The organism is Streptomyces sp. NPDC006012 (assembly GCF_042871185.1).
Lineage (GTDB): Bacteria > Actinomycetota > Actinomycetes > Streptomycetales > Streptomycetaceae > Streptomyces.
Map to the genome: position 1 here is coordinate 138,967 of NZ_JBIAIE010000006.1, position 22,155 is coordinate 161,121.

General features: G+C 72.5%; 13 protein-coding genes. All 13 read left to right on the forward strand.

Annotated elements, in window-relative coordinates; all coding sequences use genetic code 11:
• From ACFYPJ_RS14095 to ACFYPJ_RS14155, 13 genes are read left to right on the forward strand one after another with little or no spacing between them, the layout of a single operon-like run.
• Window positions 1-2,034, forward strand: a complete 2,034-nt coding sequence (locus tag ACFYPJ_RS14095; protein WP_389015444.1) for an ATP-binding protein — start codon at window positions 1-3, stop codon at window positions 2,032-2,034.
• On the forward strand, window positions 2,025-2,321 hold the full coding sequence (locus ACFYPJ_RS14100; protein WP_389015446.1) for a hypothetical protein: 297 nt from the start codon (window positions 2,025-2,027) through the stop codon (window positions 2,319-2,321). The genes ACFYPJ_RS14095 and ACFYPJ_RS14100 overlap by 10 nt, the downstream gene beginning before the upstream one ends.
• A complete protein-coding gene (locus ACFYPJ_RS14105; RefSeq protein WP_389015448.1) occupies window positions 2,318-8,851 on the forward strand; it encodes a DUF4157 domain-containing protein in 6,534 nt (2,177 codons plus the stop codon). The genes ACFYPJ_RS14100 and ACFYPJ_RS14105 overlap by 4 nt, the downstream gene beginning before the upstream one ends.
• Before the next feature lie 16 nt (window positions 8,852-8,867).
• The gene (locus tag ACFYPJ_RS14110) at window positions 8,868-9,410 is read left to right on the forward strand and encodes an SUKH-4 family immunity protein (protein WP_389015451.1); all 543 of its coding nucleotides are present in this window, start codon (window positions 8,868-8,870) and stop codon (window positions 9,408-9,410) included.
• On the forward strand, window positions 9,407-10,093 hold the full coding sequence (locus ACFYPJ_RS14115; protein WP_389015453.1) for a hypothetical protein: 687 nt from the start codon (window positions 9,407-9,409) through the stop codon (window positions 10,091-10,093). The genes ACFYPJ_RS14110 and ACFYPJ_RS14115 overlap by 4 nt, the downstream gene beginning before the upstream one ends.
• Before the next feature lie 10 nt (window positions 10,094-10,103).
• Entirely contained in the window at window positions 10,104-10,466 is a 363-nt protein-coding gene (locus tag ACFYPJ_RS14120; protein WP_389015456.1) for a hypothetical protein, read from the forward strand.
• Window positions 10,459-11,598 carry a hypothetical protein gene (locus tag ACFYPJ_RS14125; protein WP_389015459.1) on the forward strand — a complete coding sequence of 380 codons (1,140 nt, stop codon included), beginning with the start codon at window positions 10,459-10,461 and terminating at the stop codon, window positions 11,596-11,598. Before ACFYPJ_RS14120 ends, ACFYPJ_RS14125 begins: the two co-directional genes overlap by 8 nt.
• 33 nt (window positions 11,599-11,631) lie before the next feature.
• Window positions 11,632-12,168, forward strand: coding sequence for a phage baseplate assembly protein V (locus ACFYPJ_RS14130; RefSeq protein WP_389015462.1), 537 nt, complete (start codon window positions 11,632-11,634; stop codon window positions 12,166-12,168).
• An 18-nt stretch (window positions 12,169-12,186) separates the two neighbouring features.
• Window positions 12,187-12,522 carry a hypothetical protein gene (locus ACFYPJ_RS14135; RefSeq protein ID WP_389015464.1) on the forward strand — a complete coding sequence of 112 codons (336 nt, stop codon included), beginning with the start codon at window positions 12,187-12,189 and terminating at the stop codon, window positions 12,520-12,522.
• On the forward strand, window positions 12,519-12,911 hold the full coding sequence (locus ACFYPJ_RS14140) for a GPW/gp25 family protein (protein WP_389015467.1): 393 nt from the start codon (window positions 12,519-12,521) through the stop codon (window positions 12,909-12,911). The genes ACFYPJ_RS14135 and ACFYPJ_RS14140 overlap by 4 nt, the downstream gene beginning before the upstream one ends.
• Window positions 12,908-16,036, forward strand: coding sequence for a putative baseplate assembly protein (locus ACFYPJ_RS14145; RefSeq protein WP_389015470.1), 3,129 nt, complete (start codon window positions 12,908-12,910; stop codon window positions 16,034-16,036). Before ACFYPJ_RS14140 ends, ACFYPJ_RS14145 begins: the two co-directional genes overlap by 4 nt.
• Window positions 16,033-19,902 (forward strand): putative baseplate assembly protein, encoded by a 3,870-nt coding sequence (locus tag ACFYPJ_RS14150; protein ID WP_389015473.1) that lies wholly within the window; start codon window positions 16,033-16,035, stop codon window positions 19,900-19,902. The genes ACFYPJ_RS14145 and ACFYPJ_RS14150 overlap by 4 nt, the downstream gene beginning before the upstream one ends.
• Window positions 19,902-22,106: a hypothetical protein gene (locus ACFYPJ_RS14155; protein WP_389015475.1), complete on the forward strand. Its 2,205-nt coding sequence runs from the start codon at window positions 19,902-19,904 to the stop codon at window positions 22,104-22,106. Before ACFYPJ_RS14150 ends, ACFYPJ_RS14155 begins: the two co-directional genes overlap by 1 nt.
• The last annotated feature ends 49 nt before the right edge of the window (window positions 22,107-22,155 follow it).

A 22,155-nucleotide genomic window follows, 5' to 3' on the forward strand; every position in this document is an offset into this window, starting at 1 on the left:
ATGGGAGCACACGCCACGCACGAACCGGCGACGGCCGCCGCACCCGGCGGCGGCACGCCGCTGACCACGGAGATCCACCGCGTCCTCACCCGCGTCGACACCCACGCGGCCCGCGTCGCCCGGGACACCGCGAACCCGGACGGCAGCCGTACGGAGCGCGGCGCCGGGGACCCCGGGGCCGCGCACGGTGCGGGCACCGGAGGTACCGGCACCGACGTCGTGCCCGCCGCCCCCCAAAGCGCCGCACTCGACGCCCTCGTCGGCTGCTTCGGACTCACCCCGTTCGAACGCGACGTCGTCCTGCTCACCGCCGCCGACGACCTCGACCCCACGACCGCCGCCCGGTGTGCGGCGGCGGCCGGCGACCCGCAGCGCGCCCACCCCACCTTCTCGCTCGCCCTGGCCGCGCTGGACGACCCGCACTGGAGCGCGCTCACCCCCGTCGCCCCGCTCCGGCGCTGGCGGATCGTCGAACTCGACGACCCCGCACGGCTGACCACGTCCCGGCTCCGGCTGGACGAACGCGTCCTGCACTTCCTGCTCGGCTCGCCCTACCTGGACGCCCGCCTGCACGGCCAACTGCGCCGCGTCCCGGTACCGCAGACGCTGACGCCGTCGTACGACCTGGCGGCGAGCAGCCTCGCCGAGGGCTGGACGGCGGGCACGGGATCCGACGCGCCGCTCGTCCAGGTGACCGGCGGGGACCAGCGCAGCCGGACCGAGATCGCCGCGGCGGCAGCCGCACGCTCGGGCCTCGGGCTCTACTCGATGAGTGCCGAGGACGTTCCCTCCGACCCGGTCGAGCGCGACCGGCTCGCCCGGCTGTGGCAGCGCGAGGCGATCCTGCTGCCCGCGGCGCTCCTCGTCGAGGTGGGCGAACTGGACCGCGACCAGCGGGCGGCGACCGAGGCGTTCCTGGCCGGAGCCGCCGTACCGGTGGTGGTGTCGAGCGAGGACCCGCCGCGGTCGGAGCGGTCGTACCGGATGCGGGTCACCGTGCCACGGCTCGACGACGACGAGCAGCTCGCACTCTGGGGCGAGGCGTTCGAGGACGTCGGCGACCTCGACGACGGTGAACTGCGTTCGCTGGTGGCGCAGTTCCAGCTGCCGCCGCACGTCGTGCGGTCCGCGGCCGCCGCCGTACGCCGTCTGCTGCCGCACGAGGACGAGCAGGACGCCGCCGGCCTCGCCTGGCGGGCCGGGCTCGACGAGGCGCGGATCGGCATGGACGAGCTGGGCCGGCGGATCGAGCCGCAGGCCGGCTGGGACGACCTCGTCCTGCACGAACGGCAGACGAGCGTGCTGCGGGAGATCGTGGCGCATGTGCGGCAGCGGGCGACCGTCCACCACGAGTGGGGCTTCGCGGCGACCCTGCGCCGCGGCCTCGGCGTGACCGCGATGTTCGCGGGCGGCTCCGGCACCGGCAAGACCCTGGCCGCCGAGGTCATGGCGAAAGAACTCGGCCTCGACCTGTTCGTCGTCGACCTCTCCCAAGTGGTCAGCAAGTACATCGGCGAGACCGAGAAGAACCTCCGCCGGGTCTTCGACGCCGCCGAACGCGGCGGCGCACTGCTGCTGTTCGACGAGGCCGACGCCCTCTTCGGCAAGCGCAGCGAGGTCAAGGACAGCCACGACCGGTACGCCAACCTCGAAGTGAGCTACCTGCTCATGCGGATGGAGGCGTACCGGGGCCTCGCCATCCTCACCACCAACATGAAGCAGGCCCTCGACACCGCCTTCCTGCGCCGCATCCGCTTCGTCGTCGACTTCCCCTTCCCGGCCGAGCACGAACGCGCCGAGATCTGGCGCCGGGTCCTGCCGCCGCAGGCCCCCGTCAAGGACATCGATCCCGGGCTGCTCGCCCAGCTCACCGTCGCGGGCGGCTCGATCCGCAACATCGCCCTCTCCGGCGCCTTCCTCGCCGCCGAGGAGGGCGGCCGGCTCCAGATGCGGCACATGCTCGCCGCCGCCCGCACCGAGTACCTGAAGCTGGAGCGCTCGCTGACGCCCACGGAGGTCCGCGGATGGGTGTGAATCGCTCGCGGGAGCGGGCACCCTCGACGATCCGGGTCGAGATCGGCGAGCTGGTGCTGGACGGCTTCCAGGCGGATCCGGAACGCGTGTCGGCCGCCTTCGAGACCGAACTGACCCGGCTCGTACGGCTGCACGGCGTGCCGCTGGCCGTGGACGGCCCCCTCGCCGTCGACGCGCTGTCCGGCCTTCCGCCGCTGCCGGCCGGGCTGACCGCCCGCCGGCTCGGCCAGGAACTGGCGCGCGCCGTGCACGAAGGGCTGAGCGGCCACGGGGAGGTGACCCGGTGAGTTCCCGGACCCAGGACGGCCGTGCGGAGCAGGCCGCCGAACAGCGCCGCCGCAAGCGCAAGGAGCGCGCCGCCAAGTCCCGTGCGCCCGAGCCGAAGAACATCGTCAGCGGCGCGGGCCAGCCCCTCGACCCCGGCCTGCGCCGGGACCTGGAGGAGCAACTGGGCCACGACCTCGGCCGGGTACGGCTGCACACCGGCCGGGACGCCGGACAGCTGACCGAACTGCTCGGCGCGGACGCGGTCGCCGTCGGTCAGGACATCCTGTTCCGCGAGGGCGCCTTCCGGCCCGGCACCGACGAGGGCCGGCGCCTGCTCGCCCACGAACTCCAGCACACGGTGCAGAACCCGCACGGCCTCGGCACGCTGCGGGCCGGCCGCGAACTCGGCGCCGTGAGCCTGCCCCAGCAGTCCATCGAGCGGGAGGCGGAAGCAGCCGCGCAGGCGGTGGTGGAGCCCGCCGCGGAACCGGCCCCGCAGGTCGAGGAGGGCCAGGCCACACCCGGCTGGCTGCGCTACGCCACCGTCGACGCCGACCGGATGCGCGCCGAGGCCGTCGACCCGGCGACCCTCGTGGACCGGCTCGCGGGCCATGTACTGCGCGGACTGCGCGGCGACCCGGCCGACACCTCCGGCCGGGTACGGCTGCAACTGGCCCGGATGTCGGAGCAGTTGGAGGACGCCGTCATCGAGCGGCTGGAGAACCGGCTGCTCACCCCCGAGTACGACCGGCTGCTGGAGATCGCCGAGCAGGCCCGCCCCGGCCCCGTCGAACTCCAGCCCGCCGAGGCCCCGTTGCCCGAGATCGACCTCTTCGAACAACTCGGGGTCGAACGCACCCAGTGGCAGACGAAGAAGGAAGCCGACCACGGGACCGCCGCGCAGCGGGCCGTCGACGCGCGCGAAGAACAGCGTGACGCCACGGCGCGCGACGAGAAGTCCGGCAGCGACCGCAGCCGGGCCCGCGCGGACGCCGCCACGGAGGAGCAGGACGCCGCCCGGCGGACCGAGCAGGAGGACGAGCGCACCGCCTCCCGGCAGCAGGCGAAGGAGGAGCAGCAGCAGGAGGACGAGCAGGCCGCCACCGACCGCGAACGCACCGACCGGGCCGGCGACGAACGCGCCCAGGGGCAGCAGGAAGGCACCGAACAGGCCACCGAGCAGCGCAAGGAACAGCGCGAACGGGAGGAGGCCGACCCGCAGCAGGCCGCCGCGCCCGGCGCCGACAAGCGCAAGCAGCGGGACGACCAGACGCAGCCCGCCGCCGGTTCGCGGCAGGCCGAACCCGATCCCGGGCAACAGGCCCAGCCCGGTCCGGTGCGCCCCGAGAAGGTCGACGAACGGGCCGAGCAGCCCGACTCGGCGCTGTCCGAGCACGGGCTCAACGAGAAGGACGAGGACGGCGGCGCCGACGCCGAGCCACGCGAGGAGGAGCGGCCGCTCGGCCTCGAAGCGGGCGCCGACCAGGAGGTCGCCGGCGGCGAGGACGCAGACACCCGGTCCCCGGGCGGGCGGGACGAGCCCGCGCTCAAGCCCGAGGACTATCTGCCCGAGGCCGACCTCGACCTGTCCGCCGTGTCCACCGCGGACAACCTCGGCCCGGGCGCCGCCGAACCGTCGCCGCCCGCCTTCCCCGCTCCACCGCCGACGAAGGCCGAGAAGGCCGAGCAGGAACGGCAGCGCAACGAAGGGGAACAGGACGAGGACGACGCCGGGCCCGAGGCGAAGGCCCCGGGCCAGGACGAGGGACCCGTCGAGGGCGAGGCTCCGCAGCCCGAGAACGGACCTGCCGCACAGGCGCAGGACCGCGGCACCAAGGAACTCCAGGAGACCGGCAAACCGCTCGACCAGGAGGTCGGCCCGGACCTCGGGACCCAGGACAAGGAGCGTCCCGAGCCGGAGAGCGAGAAGCCCGGTCCGGAGCAGCAGCAGGAGCAGGAACAGACCAAGGACGCGGACGACGCCGGGGCCGGCGGAGCGGACGGGGACGACGAGCGGCCGGACGCCAAGGACGAGCAGGAGGAGCAGGCCGAACAGCGGGAGCGGACGGCCGCCGAGTCCCGTACCGGCGCCGCGTCCCCGTCGGCTCCGGGTCCCGCGCCCTCCGTCGCCGGCCCGGTCGCGGCCGCCGTGTCCCGGCCGGCGGGCGCACAGACCCCGAGGACACCGGTCGAGGACCGCGACCCCTCGCCCGCCGCTCGCCGCGGTGCCGAACCGCCCCGGTCCGAACGCGAGGCGCCCCAGGCCAAGAGCCGGGTGCCCAAGGAGACCGGGCCCGGAGCCACACCGCGCGGACCGGTGGGTGCCGCCGAGAAGACCGGGCCGGCCGTCGCCGCGGGCCCGGGTGCCGCGCCCTCCGTCGCCCAGGCGGCGGTGAGTCCGGCCGCCGAGCAGACCGACGGGCCCGGTCAGACCGCGGCGGCGGACGCGCCCCGGCCCGAGGCGTCCTTGGAGAAGGACGGTGGCGGCTGTGCGCCGCCCGCGCCCGCGCCCGAGAAGGACGAGGGCGCGCAGGGCAGTTGTGGCGGGGGCGGCGGCGAGGCCGCTTCCGAGGAGAAGCAGCAGGATCCGCCGGACGTCTCCGGGCAGGACCCCAAGGCCGCCGTACAGACCGTGAGCAAGCTGGCGCCCGACCAGGCCGCCGCCGCCATGCCCGGCGTCGACAGGGCCGCGGACAAGAAGATCGCCGAGGAGCAGAAGCGGCTCGACGCGGCCCCACCGACCCGGGAACGCCCTTCGGGGGCGCCGCAGACGCGCTCCGCGCCGCCCGAGGCCGCGCCCGTGGCCCCCCAGGTCACCGGCAAGGTGGAACGGATCGGCCCCGAGGACCAGGGAGAGAAGCAGAAGGCCAAGGGCGGCGACAAGGCCGCGGGCGACCAGCCCGCCGCGGACGTTCCGCCTCCGCCGCCGCCCGCCGTGCCCGACAAGGGACTCAGCGAGGCCGAGGCGAAGAACGTCGAGGCCGCGGCCGACGCCGTCCCGACCACGGACCCCGCCCTGGAGAACAAGACCGTCGGCCCGGCGCCGAAGATCCGGCTGGAGGGCGCCAGCGACCCGACCCGTACCGACGATCAGGCCAAGGCGCTCAAGGACAAGCAGTCCGACCTCCGCACGACCGGCCGCGACGACGCGGCCAAGCCCATGGGCGAGGACCAGGTCTACCCCGACGCGCCCCGGGAACAGCTCACCGGAAAGGCGTCGGGTGGTTCCGGGGGCGGCAAGGGCGGCGCGCTCGCGGCCACGCCCGCGCCGAAGGCGGGCGTCGGCGCCGTCGCCAAGCAGGAGAAGGGCACCGAGATCACCGGTGCCGCGGGCAAGGCGCAGGGCGACCTCGGTGCCAAGGAGAAGGAACAGCAGCAGGGCGAGCAGCAGGCCAAGCAGGAGAAGCAGACCGAGATCGACCGCGAGGTCGAGCGGAACACCGCACAGCAGACCGCGGAACGCGGCAAGGTCGCCCAGGAGACGCAGAAGCAGCGCGAGGACTGGCGGACCGAGCAGGACAAGCAGATCGAGGACGCGGACAAGCAGTCCGAGGACGAACACGGCAAGCAGAACAAGGAGATCGTCAAGGCGCGCGACGACAAGGACAAGGAGATCGTCGCGCGCAAGGACACGGACAACGGGAAGATCGACACCGAGCGGGAGAACGCCGAGAAGGAGGCCAAGAAGAAGAAGGAGGAGAAGAAGCCCTCCGGGGGGCTGTTCGGCTGGATCGCCGACAAGGTCGCCGACTTCTTCAAGGGCCTGCTCGCGGCGGTCACCGCGGTCTTCGACGCCGCCCGCAAGGCGGTCAACGGGATCATCGACCAGTTCAAGGAGTGGGCCAACCAGGCCATCGACTTCGTACGCGACCTGGCGATCAAGGCGATCAATGCGCTGGCGGACGTCCTGATCGCCCTCGGTGACACGCTCCTCGCCGCCTTCCCCGCGCTGCGGGACCGCTTCCGCAAGGCCATCGAGGGCCTGCGGGACGCGGCCATCGCGACGGTCAACCAACTGGCGGACGGCCTGAAGAAGGCCGTCAACTCATTCCTGGACGCCCTGGCGGCCGGGCTGAACAAACTGCTCGACGTCCTGGAGGCGGGCGTCAAGGCGGTCATCAAGGTGTACCAGGCCGTCATCGAGGGAGCGATCAAGTTCGCCCAGGCGGCCATCGAGGCGCTGGGGAAGTTCGCGGCACTCGTCGCCGACATCGCGCCGGACCCGGGCGGCTGGATCTCGAAGGCGGCCAGTGCGGCCAAGACCGGGATCACCGACCACCTCTGGGGCGCCATCAAGGTGGCGGTCAAGCAGTGGTTCGACACGAAGGTCGAGGGCGTCCTCGGCCTCGGCAAAGCGGTCATCGACGTCCTGGTCAAGGGCTGCGTCTCGATCAAGCAGATCGGCAAGATGGCCTGGGACGCGATCATCGCCTCGCTTCCGATGATGATCGCCACACTCGTCATCGAGAAGGTCGTCTCGATGATCATCCCCGCGGCGGGCGCCATCCTGACGATCATTCAGGGGCTGATGGCGGCCTGGTCGACGGTCAGCTCGATCCTGTCGGCGTTCTCGAAGTTCTGGGCGTACCTGAAGGCGGTGAAGGCGGGCCCGGCGGCCTGTCTGTTCGCGGAGGCGGTCGCGGCCGGCGTCGTGGCCCTGCTCGACTTCATCACCAACTTCCTCCTCCAACGCCTGTCCAAGGCGACGAAGGGCGTCGGCAAGCGGCTCAAGGCCATGGCCCAGAAGATCATGGACGGCCTGAAGAAGGTCGGCGGCGGGGCGAAGAAGGCGGCGGGGGCCGCGGTCAACTCGGCGCGGGGGGCGATGCGGAAGGCCAAACAGGCCCTGGCCCGACCCGGCACCGCACCGAGACCGAAGGGCAAACCGTCACCGGATCCGAAGTCCCCGGTGAAGCCGAAGGAGCACGCGACACCGAAGGGGCCGGCGAAGAAGCCGGACGCGGCGGAGTCGGGGCGGAAGGACACGGAGCCGAAGCCCGCCAAGGAGCGGGAGCAGGAATCGTCGAAGGACAGGACGCCGGACCGGGGTCCCGCCAAGGACAAGAGGCCCGACACCACCCCCAAGAAGAAGAAAGAGATCGAGGGCCCCAAGCCGGCCAAGCCCAAGAAGCCCAAGTCTCCGGTGGGCAAGGCACTCGCGAAGGCCAAGGGGGCGGTCAAGTCCGCCTTGAAGAAGGTCGGCAACGCGGCGAAGACCCTCGGCCGGAAGCTGAAGAAGTCGAAACTGGGCAAGGCGCTCAAGAACGGTGCGTCCAAGCTGCGGAACTTCTTCAAGAAGAAGAAGGACCGGCTGCGGGACCACAAGAGGCGGCAGCAGGAGCAGAAGAGGCAGAAGCAGGACCAGCGGAAGAAGGACGAGAAGTCGAAGGAGTCGAAGGAGGTACGGCTCCATAAGATCGTCCAGCGGATTCGCCCGCGGTTGCAGAACATGTTGGGCAAGGGCATCGGCCGGCTGGCTTCGAAGGCTGTGCTCGTCGGGCTCCGTACCTGGTACCGGCTCACCGCGCTCGGCGACACGCGGAGCAGCCCGTTCAAGGTGAATGCCACGCTGAACCCGACCGAAAGCGCCGGCGAGGGAGATCGCGCCAAAGTCGAGCTTTCGGCCAGGCTGGACGAATTCCTCAACAAGGATCCCGAACGGCGGGCACGCCTTGAGCAGGCACTGAACATTTCGACGATCCACGACTGGCTTCTGTTCAAGGGGGCGGAGAACGCCGATCAGTTCATGATGAAGATCCGGCGGATACTCAAGGATCTCGACAAGGCGGATCGGCGCAATGCGAGGGACAAAGCGCTTGGCACGATCAGGGTGGCGGAAAGCGACACAAGGAAGAAGCTGCGTGCCCAGGATGCCAACAACGGGAGATGGCAGCCGGACAGCGGTGACATTCCGGACGGTGTGGTCAGCCAGGAGGAGGATGCTTTCCACCGCGTACACATGAGCGACGCGATCCAGCGGGCCAAGCCGCCCATCGTGGGTGACCCGGACCTGCCGCAGGGGGTCGCCCGGGTGACGTGGACCCCGGAGAAGATGGCGAACAAGGTGGAGTTCGCCCGAAAGGCCCTGGCTCTCAAGAAGGCCGGCGAACGGGGTCAGGTCTCCAAGTTCAAGAGCAGCGCGGATGAAATGTTCCTCGACGAGATCGACCGTGAAATGTTGATCGCTCAATTCGGTGAGACCGCGAGGAGGCTCAGGGAGCCGAAGAAGAAGAAGGACAAGCCGTCACGGGATCCCGCCCTGGCCACCCGGATCAATGATCTCAGTTTTAGGTTCAGGCAACTGGTCATCATTCGCGCGGATCAGCTGGCCAAACCCAAGGGGCGGCCGTTCCAGAACGAAGTCAAGGAGCGGCTCAACAACATGCAGGCCGACCACACAGTCGAACTGCAGTCAGGTGGCCGTGACATATATGACAACCTGCGGCTCATCGATAAGGGCATGAATAAGAAGATGGGAAGGCAGATCACGGATTCGGTGAATCATCTGGACTACGGCGCCCTGTATACTTTCGATATTAAAATGTACTGACTGGCTGAGGGGATTCATGGCTTCCCATGGTGAGCTCGTCGAAATCTTCGGCGAACGCAACATCGAAACGTTTGACTACAGAGAGGCCCTGCGGATCGGCCTCGATGAAGAGGACGCGCTCATCCTCTCGCACGTGGGACTTCCGAAGAATTGTGGAGCCCTCTTCACGACTGAGGTGGAAGGGAGTCCGCCGCTGTTCGCCGTCCGGAACTTCTCGGACGACGGGGCCAATCGCGCGGTGATTCTCGGCGGTCCGCGTGACGACCCGAAAATGCGATACTTTCTCAATGTCCGGGATAGTTTCGTTGGTTTGATCGCTTTCCATGACGAACCTCGTGGAGAGGTGGTGAACAGCACCCTGGGTGATTTCGTGGAATTCCTTTACCGCATCGCCCGGCGTGATGTGTCGCCAGCTCCCGAATCGAGCGCCGAAGGCGTGCGGGACGCCGACGAGCTAGCGGAGATCCTCATCGATCGCGACCCGCATGCCTTTCGCGAGCCGGACACCTGGTGGTCGATCGCCATCAAGCAGATCAGAGAGCATGAAGAGGGCTCATGACCCGCTACGCCGACATCCCCAAACCCATCCGCTCCGGAATCGTCGTCGTCAGCCCCGAAACCGGCATTCCCCAACGGATCATCGTGCTCCAGTTCAACCCGGACACCCTGGAGCGCAGCATCGCGCCGCAGTCCGCCGGGGACAGCGGTGACGGCGGAGGCGGCGGCACCGGCAGCGGCGACCGGAACGAAGCCCTGCGCTTGAAGGGGCCCGCCCAGGAGACCTGGAAGTTCACCGCCGAGATCGACGCGACCGACCAACTGGAGATCGCCGCGCCCGACGGCATCCACCCTCAGCTCGCCACGCTCGAAATGCTCGTGCAGCCGACCACCGCGCAACTGCGTGCGGCGGCCCGGCTGACGCAGAAGGGCGCCATCGAGATCGGCCCGATCGAGATGCCGCTGACGCTGTTCACCTGGGGGAGCAAGCGGGTCATGCCCGTCCGGCTGACCGAACTCTCCGTCAACGAGTCCGCCTTCGACGTGAACCTCAACCCGATCCGGGCCTCGCTCGGCATCGGGATGAAGATCCTCACCGTCAGTGATCTGCCCGCCGGGCACCGCGGCGCCGACCTGTACATGGCTCACCTCGCGCAGAAGGAGCGGCTCGCCGCCGCCGCGCGCGGCGGCGGCCTGGGCGCCCTCGGCCTCGGGGGCGCCGACCTCGTCACCGGAAGGGGCTGAGACCACCGCCATGGCCGACATCCAGCCGTACGAGAGCGCCCTGGACTCGATACCGGGCGCGCACCCCTACCCGCGTACCAGCCGCTACCACGACGCGGAGATCGGCGTGCACCGGCGTGCGGACGGGACCGAAGTCCGGTACACCAAACGGCGCCTGCTGCCCCCGCTGGACGAGGAGACCGAGCCGCACACCGTCGGCGCCGGGGAGCGGCCCGATCTGCTCGGGCAGCGCTTCCTCGGCGACCCGAGGCAGTGGTGGCGGATCGCCGACGCCAATCCCGTGCTCGACCCGCGGGAGCTGACGGGCGAACCGGGCCGCGTCATCGGCATCCCGCTCAGCGGCGGGTTCCCACGCGGAGAACGGCATGTCTGAACAGCCCGTGGGGCAGGGCCCCATCCACATCCAGCTGCTGATGGGGCCCACGCTGGCCCGCCCGGTCCCGCCGGAGGTCGCCGAGGCGCTGCTTTCCGCCCAGATCACCGCGACCGCGGGGGAGCGCAGCGGCTTCCAGTTCGCGTTCGACCTCACCAAGAACGGGCAGATCAGCCGCCGGTTGCTGCCCGAGGGATACTTCGATCCGAAGACCCGCGTCATCCTCACCGTCAGCGTCCGCGGCACCCCCGAGGTGCTGTTCGACGGGCTGATCGTCCGGCAGGAGGTCGGCGCCAGCAACATTCCGGGCCACTCCACCCTCACCGTCACGGGCGAGGACCTGACGCTGCTCATGGACCTGGAGGAACGCACCGCCCGCTACCCCAACCTGCCCCCGTCCGAACGCGTCCTCGCCATCCTGCGCCGCTACTCGGAGTACGGCATCCGGCCGGACGTCTACACGGAGAAGGTGGCCCAGCCCCCGCACCAGGACCTGCGGGTGCACTACCAGACGGGCACCGACCTCCAGTACGTCACCGAACTGGCCCGCGCCAACGGTTACACCTTCTATCTGGAGCCCGGGCCCGCCCCCGGCCAGTCCTCCGCCCGCTGGGGACCGGAGGTCCGGCTCGGCGTCCGTCAGCACGCCCTCAACGTCAACATGGACGCCAACACGACGGTCGACCAGTTGACCTTCTCCTACGACGGTACGGCACGGGAGGAACCGCAGGCCCGCTGGCAGGACCCGGGGACACGGCAGACCACCCTGCTGCCGCAGCCGCCGATCAGTCCCCTGCGCCCGCCGCTCGGCCGCCGGCCCACCCCGGCCCTCAAGCGCAAGACGCTCTCCGGCACCGCCAAGCAGCAGCGCGCACAGGCCGAGGCGGAACTCCTCGCCAGGGCCGCCGTCTCCGCCGACGTCATCTCCGGGTCCGGCTCGCTCGACGTCAACCGGCACGGCTACCTCCTGCAGCCGCGCCGGCTCGTCGGCGTGCGGGGGGCGGGGCGGGCGTACGACGGCGACTACTACGTCAAGTCCGTCACCCACAGCCTGCGTCCGGGCTCGTTCCAGCAGAACTTCACCCTCTCCCGGGAGGGCCTGGAGGCACGCAGCGCCCACGTCCGGCCCTGACCCGAACCACCTAGGAACCAGGAGCAGTTCAGCATGGCGGCACCCAGCAATCGCTATCTCGGCAAGTTCCGCGGCCGGGTGGTGGACAACAACGACCCGCTGCACATCGGCCGGATCACGGCCGAGGTCCCGGACGTCCTCGGTGACGAGCCGTCCACCTGGGCGCTGCCCTGCCTGCCGTTCACCGGACCGCAGGCGGGCCAGTTCGTGGTGCCGCCGCCCGGCGCGGGCGTGTGGGTGGAGTTCGAGCAGGGCGACCCCAGCTTCCCGGTGTGGACCGGATGCTGGTACGGCGACGCCGCGGAACTGCCGCCCGACGCCCGCCGCGAACTCCAGGCGAACGCGGCGAACAAACCGGTCGTGGTGCAGACGCTGCAGGACCACAAGATCGTGCTCAACGACACCGCCGGCACCGAACAGGGCATACTCCTGCAGGCCCAGGGCGGCGCCTACATCCGCATCACCAAGGAAGCCGTGGTCATCGCCACCGGCGCCGGCGCCGAGGTCATCCTGCGCGGTCGCGAAGTGACCATCAACGAGGGCCAGTTGACCGTCCTCTCCAAGCGTTAGAACACGGGGGAAGAGAACTTGTCCGGAAGTCTGCTGGACACGAGCGCCGTCATCGGCTGCCCGCACGGCGGCCGTGCCGCGCCGGCCACCACGCCCACGGGCGGCCTGCGGATCGCGGGCGCCGCCGTCGTCACGGCCACGGCCGCTTACGCCGTCACCGGCTGCCCGCACATCGTCGACGGCGTGCCCTCGCCCTGCGTCTCGGTCCGCTGGACCCCGGACGGCTCGGGCATCACGGTCGACGGTGCGCCCGTGCTGCTGGCCACCTCCGCGGCCCAGTGCCTCAGCGCGGCCCTCGTCCCCCAGGGCCCGCCCGTCGTCCAGGCCGCGCAGCGAAAGGTCACCGTCCGATGAGGCCGACGATTCACCGCACCCGCACCCGCACCGACATCGCCTTCCCGTTCCACGCCGACCGGCGGGGACGTACCGCGCACGCCCGCCCCGCCGAGCACGTGCACGACCTGATCGAGCAACTGCTGTTCACCAGCCCCGGCGAACGCGTGATGCGCCCCGACTTCGGCTGCGGACTGCTCGACCTGGTCTTCGCCCCGAACAGCCCCGAACTGGTCAGCACCCTCGAACTCTCCGTCCAGGCCGCGCTCCAGCGCTGGCTCGGCGACCTGGTCGAGGTCGTGTCCCTCGACATCGAGAGCGACGACGACGCCGTCCGGGTCCAGCTGTCGTACGTCGTACGGGCCACGGGCTCCGTGCACGAGGACCTCTTCGAAGGGAGGGCGGCATGAGCGCGGGAACCACCCGGCGGGCCAAGGTACGGGCCGCCCAGCTGGGCGGGATCGACGCCGTCGAGGCAGGCGACGACGGGCTGCTGCTCACCGTGACCTTCCTCGGCAAGGCCCCGCACGGGCTCGGCCCGCAGAACGTCCGGATCGACGGTGGCCGGCGGATCACCGGCATCACCGCCGTGGACCTCAGCGTCGAACGCGAGGAGGACCCCGAGCTGGACGACCGGCTCTACGTCACCCTCGACCGGACCGGAGACACCTCCCGCTACCGGTTGTCGCTGGTGGAGGCCGACCCCTACGGCCGCCCCGGCACCGAACCGTTCCGCGGCTTCGACCAGCGCTACCACAGCGCCTCGTTCTCCTTCCGGCCCGACTGCCCCACCCCCTTCGACTGCGTCGACCCCGCCGAACGGCCCGTGGACCTCCCGGCCGCGCCCGTCATCGACTACACGGCCCGCGACTACGACACCATCCGCAAGGTGCTGCTCGACCGGCTCGCGCTGACCACCCCCGACTGGCTGGAGCGCAGCCCCGCCGACCTCGGCACGACCCTGGTCGAACTGCTCGCGTACACCGGCGACCAGATCAGCTACCAGCAGGACGCGGTCGCCACCGAGGCCTACCTCGACACCGCGCGCCGCCGGGTCTCGGTGCGCCGCCACGTCCGGCTCATCGACTACGCCATGCACGAGGGCAGCAACGCCCGCGCGTACGTGGCCGTCGAGACCGCCGCCGACCACACCCTGACCCCCGGCACGTTCCGCTTCGCGTCGGTCGACGTCCGCACCCTCGACCCGCACGACCGCCCCGAACCCGGCATCGTCATCGACGAGAACGACCTCGGCGACCTGGACGAGCGCGGCTCCGTGGAGGTCTTCGAACCGGTCGTCGCCGCCGATCCGCTGCGGTTGCGGGTCGCGCACAACGCGATCCGGCTGTGGACCTGGGACGGCGAGGTGTGCGCCCTGCCCAAGGGCGCCACCGCGGCCACCCTGCGCGACGAATGGGCGGACCCCGAGACCTGCCGGGAACGCCGGCTGGACCTGAAACCGGGCGACGTCCTGGTCCTTGAGGAGGTCAAGGGCCCGCGCACCGGCACCCCGGGCGACGCCGACCCCGCCCACCGCCAGGCCGTACGCCTTACCTCCGTCACCCCCGGCCTCGACCGCATCGAGGACCAGCCCGTCCTGGAGGTCACCTGGGCCGTCGAGGACGCCCTGCGCTTCCCGTTCTGCCTGACCACCCGTGGCGGACGGGACTGCCTGCCCGTCGCGGACGTCACCCTCGCCCGGGGCAACACTGTCCTCGTCGACCACGGCCGCTCCGGCCCGCACCAGACCGTCACCGTGCCGCCGGCCCCGGCCGTCGTGGCACCCTGCGAACCGCCCGACTTCGGCTGCCTGGACCGCAGCGAGGGCAACGCGCCCGCACGGCTCATCACCTTCCTCACGGACCAGACGGAGAGCGGCCGGGCCCTGACCCCGGACGACGTCCGACAACTCTTCGAGACCGTCGGGGAACAGGCGACCGTACGCGCCGGACTCGGCCTGGAACAGGCCGGGCAGCGGCACGCGGGGGCACCCCAGGCCAAAAGCCATGGGCGGGTGGTGCCGGGCACCGCCTACGCCCAGGCCGCGGCCCTGCGGACCCTGCTCGCACAGTCCCTCTACCCGGGCATCCGGCCGCGCTTCCGCCCCGTCCTCGGCCGGGCACCGGTCACCCAGGCCGTGCCCTACCCCGACCCGGGCACGGTCGCCGCCGGGCAGGCCGAGCGGATCGCCGCCGTCCCGGGCCGGGTCCGGCAGCGGCTCGTGGACCTGTGGCGCAGCGCCCGCGACCGCGACGGGCTCGGCGCGGAGGAGGTCACCGAACTCGCCCTGATCTACGGCCTGAAGGTGCTGGAGCGGCTGGAACTGCGCCGCCACCCGGTGCGCGCCCTGCGCGAACTGCTGTACCGCTCCGACGAACTGCTCGACGCCAAGCTCCGGCGCATCGGGATCCTCGCCGCGCGGGCCCGGGCCGGCACGGTCCTCGACGGGCACATCGCCTGGGAGATCGCGCACAGCTGGGGTCCCTCGTACGCGGCCGAACTGCACCCCGAGGAACCGGTGCTGCGCGGCTCGGCGACCGCCGCCCTCGCCCAGGACCCGCGCCGCGCCCTGCCCGCCGTACGCCTCCAGGACCGCGACGAGACCTGGGAACCGCGCCGCGACCTGCTCGGCAGCACCGCCCGGGACCGGCACTTCGTCGGCGAGCCGGAGGACGACGGACGGCTCGCCCTGCGCTTCGGCGACGGACGGTACGGCGCCGAGCCCACCCCGGGCGCACGGCTGACGGTGCACTACCGGCTCGGCGGCGGCGCCACCGGCAACGTCGGCGCGGAGGCCATCAACCACCTCGTCGTCGTTGCGGACGGCGGTACCCCACCGGCCGCCGCCGTCCGCAACCCGCTGCCCGCCACCGGCGGAACCGACCCGGAACCGCTGGAGCAGGTACGCCAGCTGGCCCCGCTCGACCTGCGCCGCACCAGGATGCGCGCGGTCACCGCCGAGGACTACGCGGCCCTCGCCTCCGGCCTGCCGGGAGTGCAGCGGGCCGCGGCCACCATCCGCTGGACCGGCAGCGTCCAGGAGGCCCATGTCGCGATCGACGCGTACGGCAGCGGCAGCCCCTCCGCGGAGCTGCTCGCCGCGACGGCCCAGGCCCTGGAGGGGTACCGGCGCATCGGGCACGACCTCGTGGTCGGCCCGGCCCGGCCGGTCCCGCTGGACATCGCGCTCACGGTGTGCGCGCTGCCCGGCCACCAGCACGGGCAGATCCTGGCCGACCTGTACCGGGCGCTCGGCAGCGGCCGGCTGCCCGGCGGACGCCTGGGCTTCTTCCACCCGGACGCGCTGACCTTCGGCGAGCCCGTCCGGCTCAGCCGGCTGGTCGCCGTCGCCGCGGCCGTGCCCGGGGTGCAGAGCGTCGACGTCACCCGGCTGCGCCGGCTGTTCGAACAGGACCGAGGAGAGAGGGAGGACGGCGTGCTGCGGCTCGGCCCGCTGGAGATCGCCACCTGCGACAACGACCCGGACCGGCCGGAGAACGGCCGGCTGGCGGTATCCCTGGGAGGTGCCCGATGACCCGGGGCTGCTCCTGCGGCGGCGCGTGCGGCGGCCACGACGAGCGCCTCGCCCCCGCCCCGCCGCACAATCCGCCCGGCCGCACCGCCCTCGACTACCGCGTCGGCGAGTACGGTTCCTTCCTCGCCGCGCTGCTCGACCGGCTCGCCTCACCGGCGTACCCGGCGCTGACCGGGCTGACCGTCCGCACCCCCGACGACCCGGCGATCGGCCTGCTCGACGCCACCGCCGTCCTCGGGGACCTGCTCACCTTCCACTCCGAGCGGATCGCGGACGAGGCATACATCCGCACCGCCGGCGAACACCGCTCACTGGCGCTGCTCGGCCGCCTCGTCGGCCACCGGCCGCGGCCGGGCGTCGCGGCCGGCACGCATCTCGCGTACACCCTCGACCACGACCCGCGCGCCGCCGAGTTGCCCGTGCTGATCCCGCGCGGGGCACGCAGCCACAGCGTGCCGGCCGCCGCCCACGAGGAGTCGCTGACCTTCGAGACGTTCCGGGACCTCACCGCCCGCTGGGCCTGGAACGAGCTGAAGGTGCGCCGCCGTCGTCCCTCCCTCGTCACGCCGGAGGACCTGGACCGCCGTTCGGAGCTGTTCGTGGAGGGCACGGCGAACTCCCTCCAGACCGGCGACCAGCTCCTCTTCGTCTTCGGCGAACAGGCGGGCGGGCAACGGAGGTTGCTGCCCGTCGCGGGTGTCCGCATCGACCGGGAGGACGAGATCACCGCCATCTCGCTGCCCGAGTCGGCCCCGCCCACGCTCAAGGAACTGGTGGACGAGGTGCGGCGCTGGACCGCGGAGCCCGCCGCTCCCGGTGAGCCGGGCGACGAGCCGCCGACACCCGAGGTCCCCGATCCTCGGCCGGTGAGCCGGCTGATCGACGACTTCGACGACCAGGTACTCGCGCCGCTCCGGGCCGGCCTGGACGGCACCACCACCCCGGAGGGCCTGGCGACCCTGCTGGCCGAGCCGCTGGCCCGACTGAACGAGGCACAGGTGCTGGCCGAGCCGTACCCGGACGTGGCCGCGTGGTTCGAGCGGCTGGAGGCGGTCCTCGCCGAACTCGCCCGGCGTGCCCTCGGCCTGGCACCCGCGCAGCCGGTCCCGCCCGCGCACTCGGCGCAGGCCGCCCGGACCGGTGGGAGCCACACCACCGGAGGCGCCCGGGCGGTGACCGCGCAGCCCGCACCCGGGCAACAGGCCCAGGACCGGTCCGAGGATCCCCGCCGGGCCGCCCTCAGGGCCCTGGCCGGTGTCCTCCCGGCCTTGCGCGGCTCCGCCCCCGCCGCCCGTACGGGCACCCGCACCCAGCGCCCCGGCACCGACACCGCCCGTCTCCTCACCGCCCTGGATCCCGCCCTCGGCAGCCTCTACCCGGCCTGGCGCGCGGCCGCCGCGCCGACTGCTCCGCAACTGCTGCGCGAACTGCTCGCACTGCGCGTCACCGCCGCCCCGTTCGGTGCCACGGCCCCGCTGAAGCCGGTCCAGGACGACCGGGGCCGGGTCATCCGCAGCGCGGACTGGCCGCTGACCGGCGCCGTGCTGGCGAGCATGCGCGTGGTGTACGACACCGCGGGCAAGGCCCCGGTGCGGGCCGAGTTCCAGTACGTGGAGGGCGCCGGCTCCGACCAGCGCGCCGAGAACCTGCCCGTCGCCCAGCCGGTCACCTTCCCGCTCGGCCCCGGCCGGGTCGACCTGTCGAACAGGGCCGGGCAGGACCGCGACCTGAACTGGCTGGGCCGGCGCCCCGCCGACTCCCAGGAGCCGGGCATCACCGCCCGGCTCCAGTCCGGGCTGCCCGAATGCACCCTGTTCGTGGCCCGCCCCGATGACGACGGCTTCGTCCACGTGGGAGTCAACAACGGCACCACCCACGAGACCACCCTGCGGCCGGGCGCCGCCGAGCAGTTCACCCACGGCGCGTACGAGGTGACGCTCAAGTACACCGTCGGCACCACCGAACCCAACGTCGAGATCGTGATCGCCACCAAGCCGGAGCCCGTCAACCGCCGGGTGCTGCAACTCGACACCGTGCAGGACGGCATCACCGTCGGCAGCTGGGTCGCGATCCGGCGCCCGGCCAAGGGTGCCCAGGGCGGCATCCCCGGTGACGCGAAACTGGCCTTCGTCACCACCCAGGTGGTGGCTGCGCGCACGGCCGCGTACTCCAACTACGGCATCACCGGCCGTGGCACCGAACTCACCCTCGCCGACCCCTGGCTCGACGAGTTCGACGTCCTGCTCTCCCACATCCGCGACACCACGGTGGACGCGGCGGGCGAACCGCTGCGCCTCGCGGACGAACCGCTCGGCGACGAGGTGCACGGCAACGAGATCGAACTCGCCGACCTGTACGACGGACTGCGGCCCGGCCGGCTGCTGATCGTGACCGGCGAGCGCACCGACATCCCGGGCACCGCCGGGGTCGCCGCCACCGAGGTGGTGACCATCGCCGCCGCCGACCCGGCCGTCGACCCCCGGCTGCCCGGCGACCACGTGCACACCCGGCTCACCCTCACCACCGACCTGGTCCACCGCTACCGCCGCTCGACGGTCCGGATCCTCGGCAACGTCGTCGAGGCCACCCACGGGGAGAGCCGGGAGGAGGCCATCGGCAGCGGCGAGTCCGACCGCGCCAACCAGACCTTCGCGCTCTGGCAGTCGCCGCTGACCTGGCTCGCCGCCGACAGTCCGGCACCGGCCCCCGGTGGGGTGGACCCCCATCTCGCCGCGCTCGGCGCCACCCCTGTCCTGGAGATCCGGGTCGACGGCGTGCTGTGGCACGAGGTGGACAGCCTCGCCGGGCGCGGTCCGACCGAGCGGGTCTACATCACCGGCACCTTGGCGGGCGGCCGGACGACCGTGACCTTCGGCGACGGTGTGCACGGCGCCCGGCTGTCCAGCGGCCACGAGAACGTCCGCGCCCGCTACCGCTTCGGCACCGGCAAGGCCGCCAACGTCCCCGCCGACCGGATCACCCAGCCCCTCACCCGCCCGCTCGGCGTCACCGCGGTCACCAACCCGCGTCCGGCCACCGGCGGCGCGGACGCGGACGGGCCCGGTCTGACCCGCCGTATGATCCCGCTCGCCGTCTCCGCCCTGGACCGCCTCGTCTCCCCGTCCGACTACGCGGACTTCGCCCGCTCCCGGGCCGGCATCGGCCGGGCGGCGGCCCGCGAACTCTTCGACGGGCGGCGCCGGGTGCTCCAGGTGACGGTGGCCGGGACCGACGACGTGCCCATCGCCGACGGCGCGGACATCCTGCGCGCCCTGCGCGGCGCGCTCACCGAGTACGGCGACCCGAACCTGCCCGTCCGCGTGGACGTGCGCGAACTGGTCCTGCTGCTCGTCTCCGCCAAGGTGAAACTGGCACCTGACCACACCTGGGAGGTGGTCGAACCCCGGCTGCGCCAGGCACTGCTGGCCCGGCTCGGCTACGCCGGACGGGAACTGGCGCAGCCCGCCCGGCTCTCCGAGGTCCTGGCCACCGCGCACTCGGTACCGGGCGTCGACTACGTGGACGTCGACGTCTTCACCGGCGTGCCCGCCTCCGCCGGGCCGGAGCAGCTGACCGCGCTGCTCGCCGATCCCGGAGAGCCCCGGCCCTCCGTACCGGCCCGCCCGGCCGCGTACGAGGAGCGCACCCACACCGTCCGCGACGAGCACGGCGAGACCCTGTCGTCCGTCTGCGCCCGGTACGGCGTCCCGCTCGCCGAACTGCTCCGCCTCAACCCCGACATCACCGACACCCGGCGCCTGGACAAGGGCCGGACGGTGTTCGTCTTCCGCGGCATTCGCCCCGCACAGCTCGCGCTGCTGTCGGCGCGGGCCATCGACACCCTCATCCTGACGGAGGTCAAGTGATGTCCCCCGACGCCGAGTTGGAGATGCCGGCCTCGGTCGCGCCGCGGGAGCCGGACGGGCTCGCCGACCTGCTGCCCCGCTGGCACCGGCTGCGCGACGCCGAGGAGGGCGAACCGCTGCGCGCCCTGCTCGCGGTCATCGCCGAGCAGCTCGACCGGGTCCGCGACGGCGTCGCCCAGGGCTACGAGGACCTGTTCGTGGAGACCGCGGCCCCCTGGGTGCTGCCGTACCTCGGCGACCTGGTGGGCTACCGCACGCTGCCGGGTTACGAGCGAAGCGAGGTGGGGGCACCCCCGGCCGGAGGCTGGGGGAGCGTCCTCACCACCGGCCTGCACACCGGCGGCCGGGACGCGCTCGCCGAGGCCGTCGCCCCGCGCCGTGACGTGGCCGCCACCGTCTCCCACCGCCGCCGCAAGGGCACCCTCCCCCTGCTGGAGGAACTGGCCCAGCAGGTCGCCGACTGGCCCGCGCGGGCCGTCGAACTGTCCCGGCTCGTGGCCCACACCCAGCCGGTGAAGCTGTACGGCAGCGGCCGGCGCGGGGACCGCGGGCGCCTGGTCGACCTGCGGGACGGGGCCGCGCTCGCCGTCGCCGGCGGCCCGTTCGAGCAGTCGGCACGCACCGTCGACGTACGCCGCGCCGACTCCCGCCGCAAGCAGGGCGGCTGGACGCCGGCCGGGGTCGGGCTGTTCGTGTGGCGGCTGAAGGCACAGGCGCTGACCTCGTCCCCGGCCTACTGCATCGACCGCGCCCGCAATGTCTACACCTTCTCCATCCTCGGCAACGACACCCCGCTGGTCACCAAGCCGGTCCCGGAGCCGTCGCCCGCGCACATCGCCGCCGTCGACAACGTCCCGGCGTTCATCACCCGCCGGCTGCTGCACGACCGGCTGGCCGACTACTACGGTCCCGGCAAGAGCCTCGTCATCCGGCGCGACGGGGAAGACCGGCCGGTGCCGCCCGCCGACGTGGTGGTCGCCGACCTGTCGGACTGGCGCTACCGCCCGGGGCGGGGCCAGGTCGCCGTCGATCCCGAACTCGGCCGCATCGCCTTCGGGTCCCGGTCGGCGCCGCGCCAGGGCGTCTGGGTGGACTACCACCACGCCACCGCCGCCGACCTGGGCGGCGGCGAGTACGACCGCGACCGCGAACCCCGCCCGGACGCCACGGTCCTCAGGGTCGGCCCCGGCCAGCCCTACCAGCGGATCATGGACGCCTACCGGGCCTGGCAGCAGGACCGCGGCCCGGAGCGCACCGGGATCATCGAGATCACCCACAGCGGCGCCCACCAGGAGCAGCTGGACTTCGACCTCGACCCCGGCGACCGCCTCGAACTGCGCGCGGCCGAGGGCTCCCGGCCCGTGATCAGGCTGCTCGACTGGTACAGCAACCGGCCCGACGCCCTCAACATCCGCGCCGTGTCCGACGACTGCGCGCCGCACGAACGGCCCCGCCTCGTCCTCGACGGTCTGCTGGTCGCCGGCCGCGGCATCCACGTCACCGGCCCGATGGGCGCGGTGGTCGTCCGGCACAGCACGCTGGTGCCCGGCTGGTCCCTGGAGCCCGAGTGCGAGCCGCACTCGCCCGACGAGCCCAGCATCGTCCTGGACCGCACCACCGCCTGCCTGCAGATCGAACACAGCATCCTCGGCACCATCGAGGTCATCGGCGACGAGGTCGGCGAGGACCCCCTCGACATCCATCTGCGCGACAGCATCCTGGACGCCACCGGCCACGACCGCACGGCCCTGTCCGCCCCGGACTGCCGCCACGCCCACGCCGTTCTGCACCTGCACCGCACCACCGTCATCGGCGAGATCCGCACCCACGCGGTGCGCATCGCCGAGAACTCGGTCTTCACCGGCGAACTGCACGTCGTCCGGCGCGGCATCGGCTGCCTGCGGTACTGCTACGTACCACCCGGCTCGCGCACCCCCCGCCGCCACCGCTGCCAGCCGGACCTGGCCGGTCCGGCCGAGGCCGCGCGGGTACGGCCGCTGTTCGCGGGCGAACGCTACGGCACCCCGTGGTACGGGCTGCTCTCGGACCGCTGCGCCCGGGAACTGCGGCGCGGCGCGGACGACGGCGCGGAACTCGGTGCGTACCACGACCTGTACCGGCCGCAGCGCGAGGACGGCCTGCGGGCCAGGCTCGCCGAGTACGCGCCCGCCGGCACCGACGCCGGGATCTTCTTCGTGACCTGAGCCGCCCGTCCGCGAGTGAGCCGCCCGCCGCCTTCGAGACCACATCCTG

Excerpts from the sequence above, each read along its gene's own strand:
- ACFYPJ_RS14100 (WP_389015446.1), top strand. The coding sequence starts at position 2,025 with ATGGGTGTGAATCGCTCGCGGGAGCGGGCACCCTCGACGATCCGGGTC.
- ACFYPJ_RS14140 (WP_389015467.1), top strand. The coding sequence starts at position 12,519 with ATGAGGCCGACGATTCACCGCACCCGCACCCGCACCGACATCGCCTTC.
- ACFYPJ_RS14125 (WP_389015459.1), top strand. The coding sequence starts at position 10,459 with ATGTCTGAACAGCCCGTGGGGCAGGGCCCCATCCACATCCAGCTGCTG.
- ACFYPJ_RS14155 (WP_389015475.1), top strand. The coding sequence starts at position 19,902 with ATGTCCCCCGACGCCGAGTTGGAGATGCCGGCCTCGGTCGCGCCGCGG.
- ACFYPJ_RS14150 (WP_389015473.1), top strand. The coding sequence starts at position 16,033 with ATGACCCGGGGCTGCTCCTGCGGCGGCGCGTGCGGCGGCCACGACGAG.
- ACFYPJ_RS14130 (WP_389015462.1), top strand. The coding sequence starts at position 11,632 with ATGGCGGCACCCAGCAATCGCTATCTCGGCAAGTTCCGCGGCCGGGTG.
- ACFYPJ_RS14145 (WP_389015470.1), top strand. The coding sequence starts at position 12,908 with ATGAGCGCGGGAACCACCCGGCGGGCCAAGGTACGGGCCGCCCAGCTG.
- ACFYPJ_RS14120 (WP_389015456.1), top strand. The coding sequence starts at position 10,104 with ATGGCCGACATCCAGCCGTACGAGAGCGCCCTGGACTCGATACCGGGC.
- ACFYPJ_RS14110 (WP_389015451.1), top strand. The coding sequence starts at position 8,868 with ATGGCTTCCCATGGTGAGCTCGTCGAAATCTTCGGCGAACGCAACATC.
- ACFYPJ_RS14095 (WP_389015444.1), top strand. The coding sequence starts at position 1 with ATGGGAGCACACGCCACGCACGAACCGGCGACGGCCGCCGCACCCGGC.
- ACFYPJ_RS14115 (WP_389015453.1), top strand. The coding sequence starts at position 9,407 with ATGACCCGCTACGCCGACATCCCCAAACCCATCCGCTCCGGAATCGTC.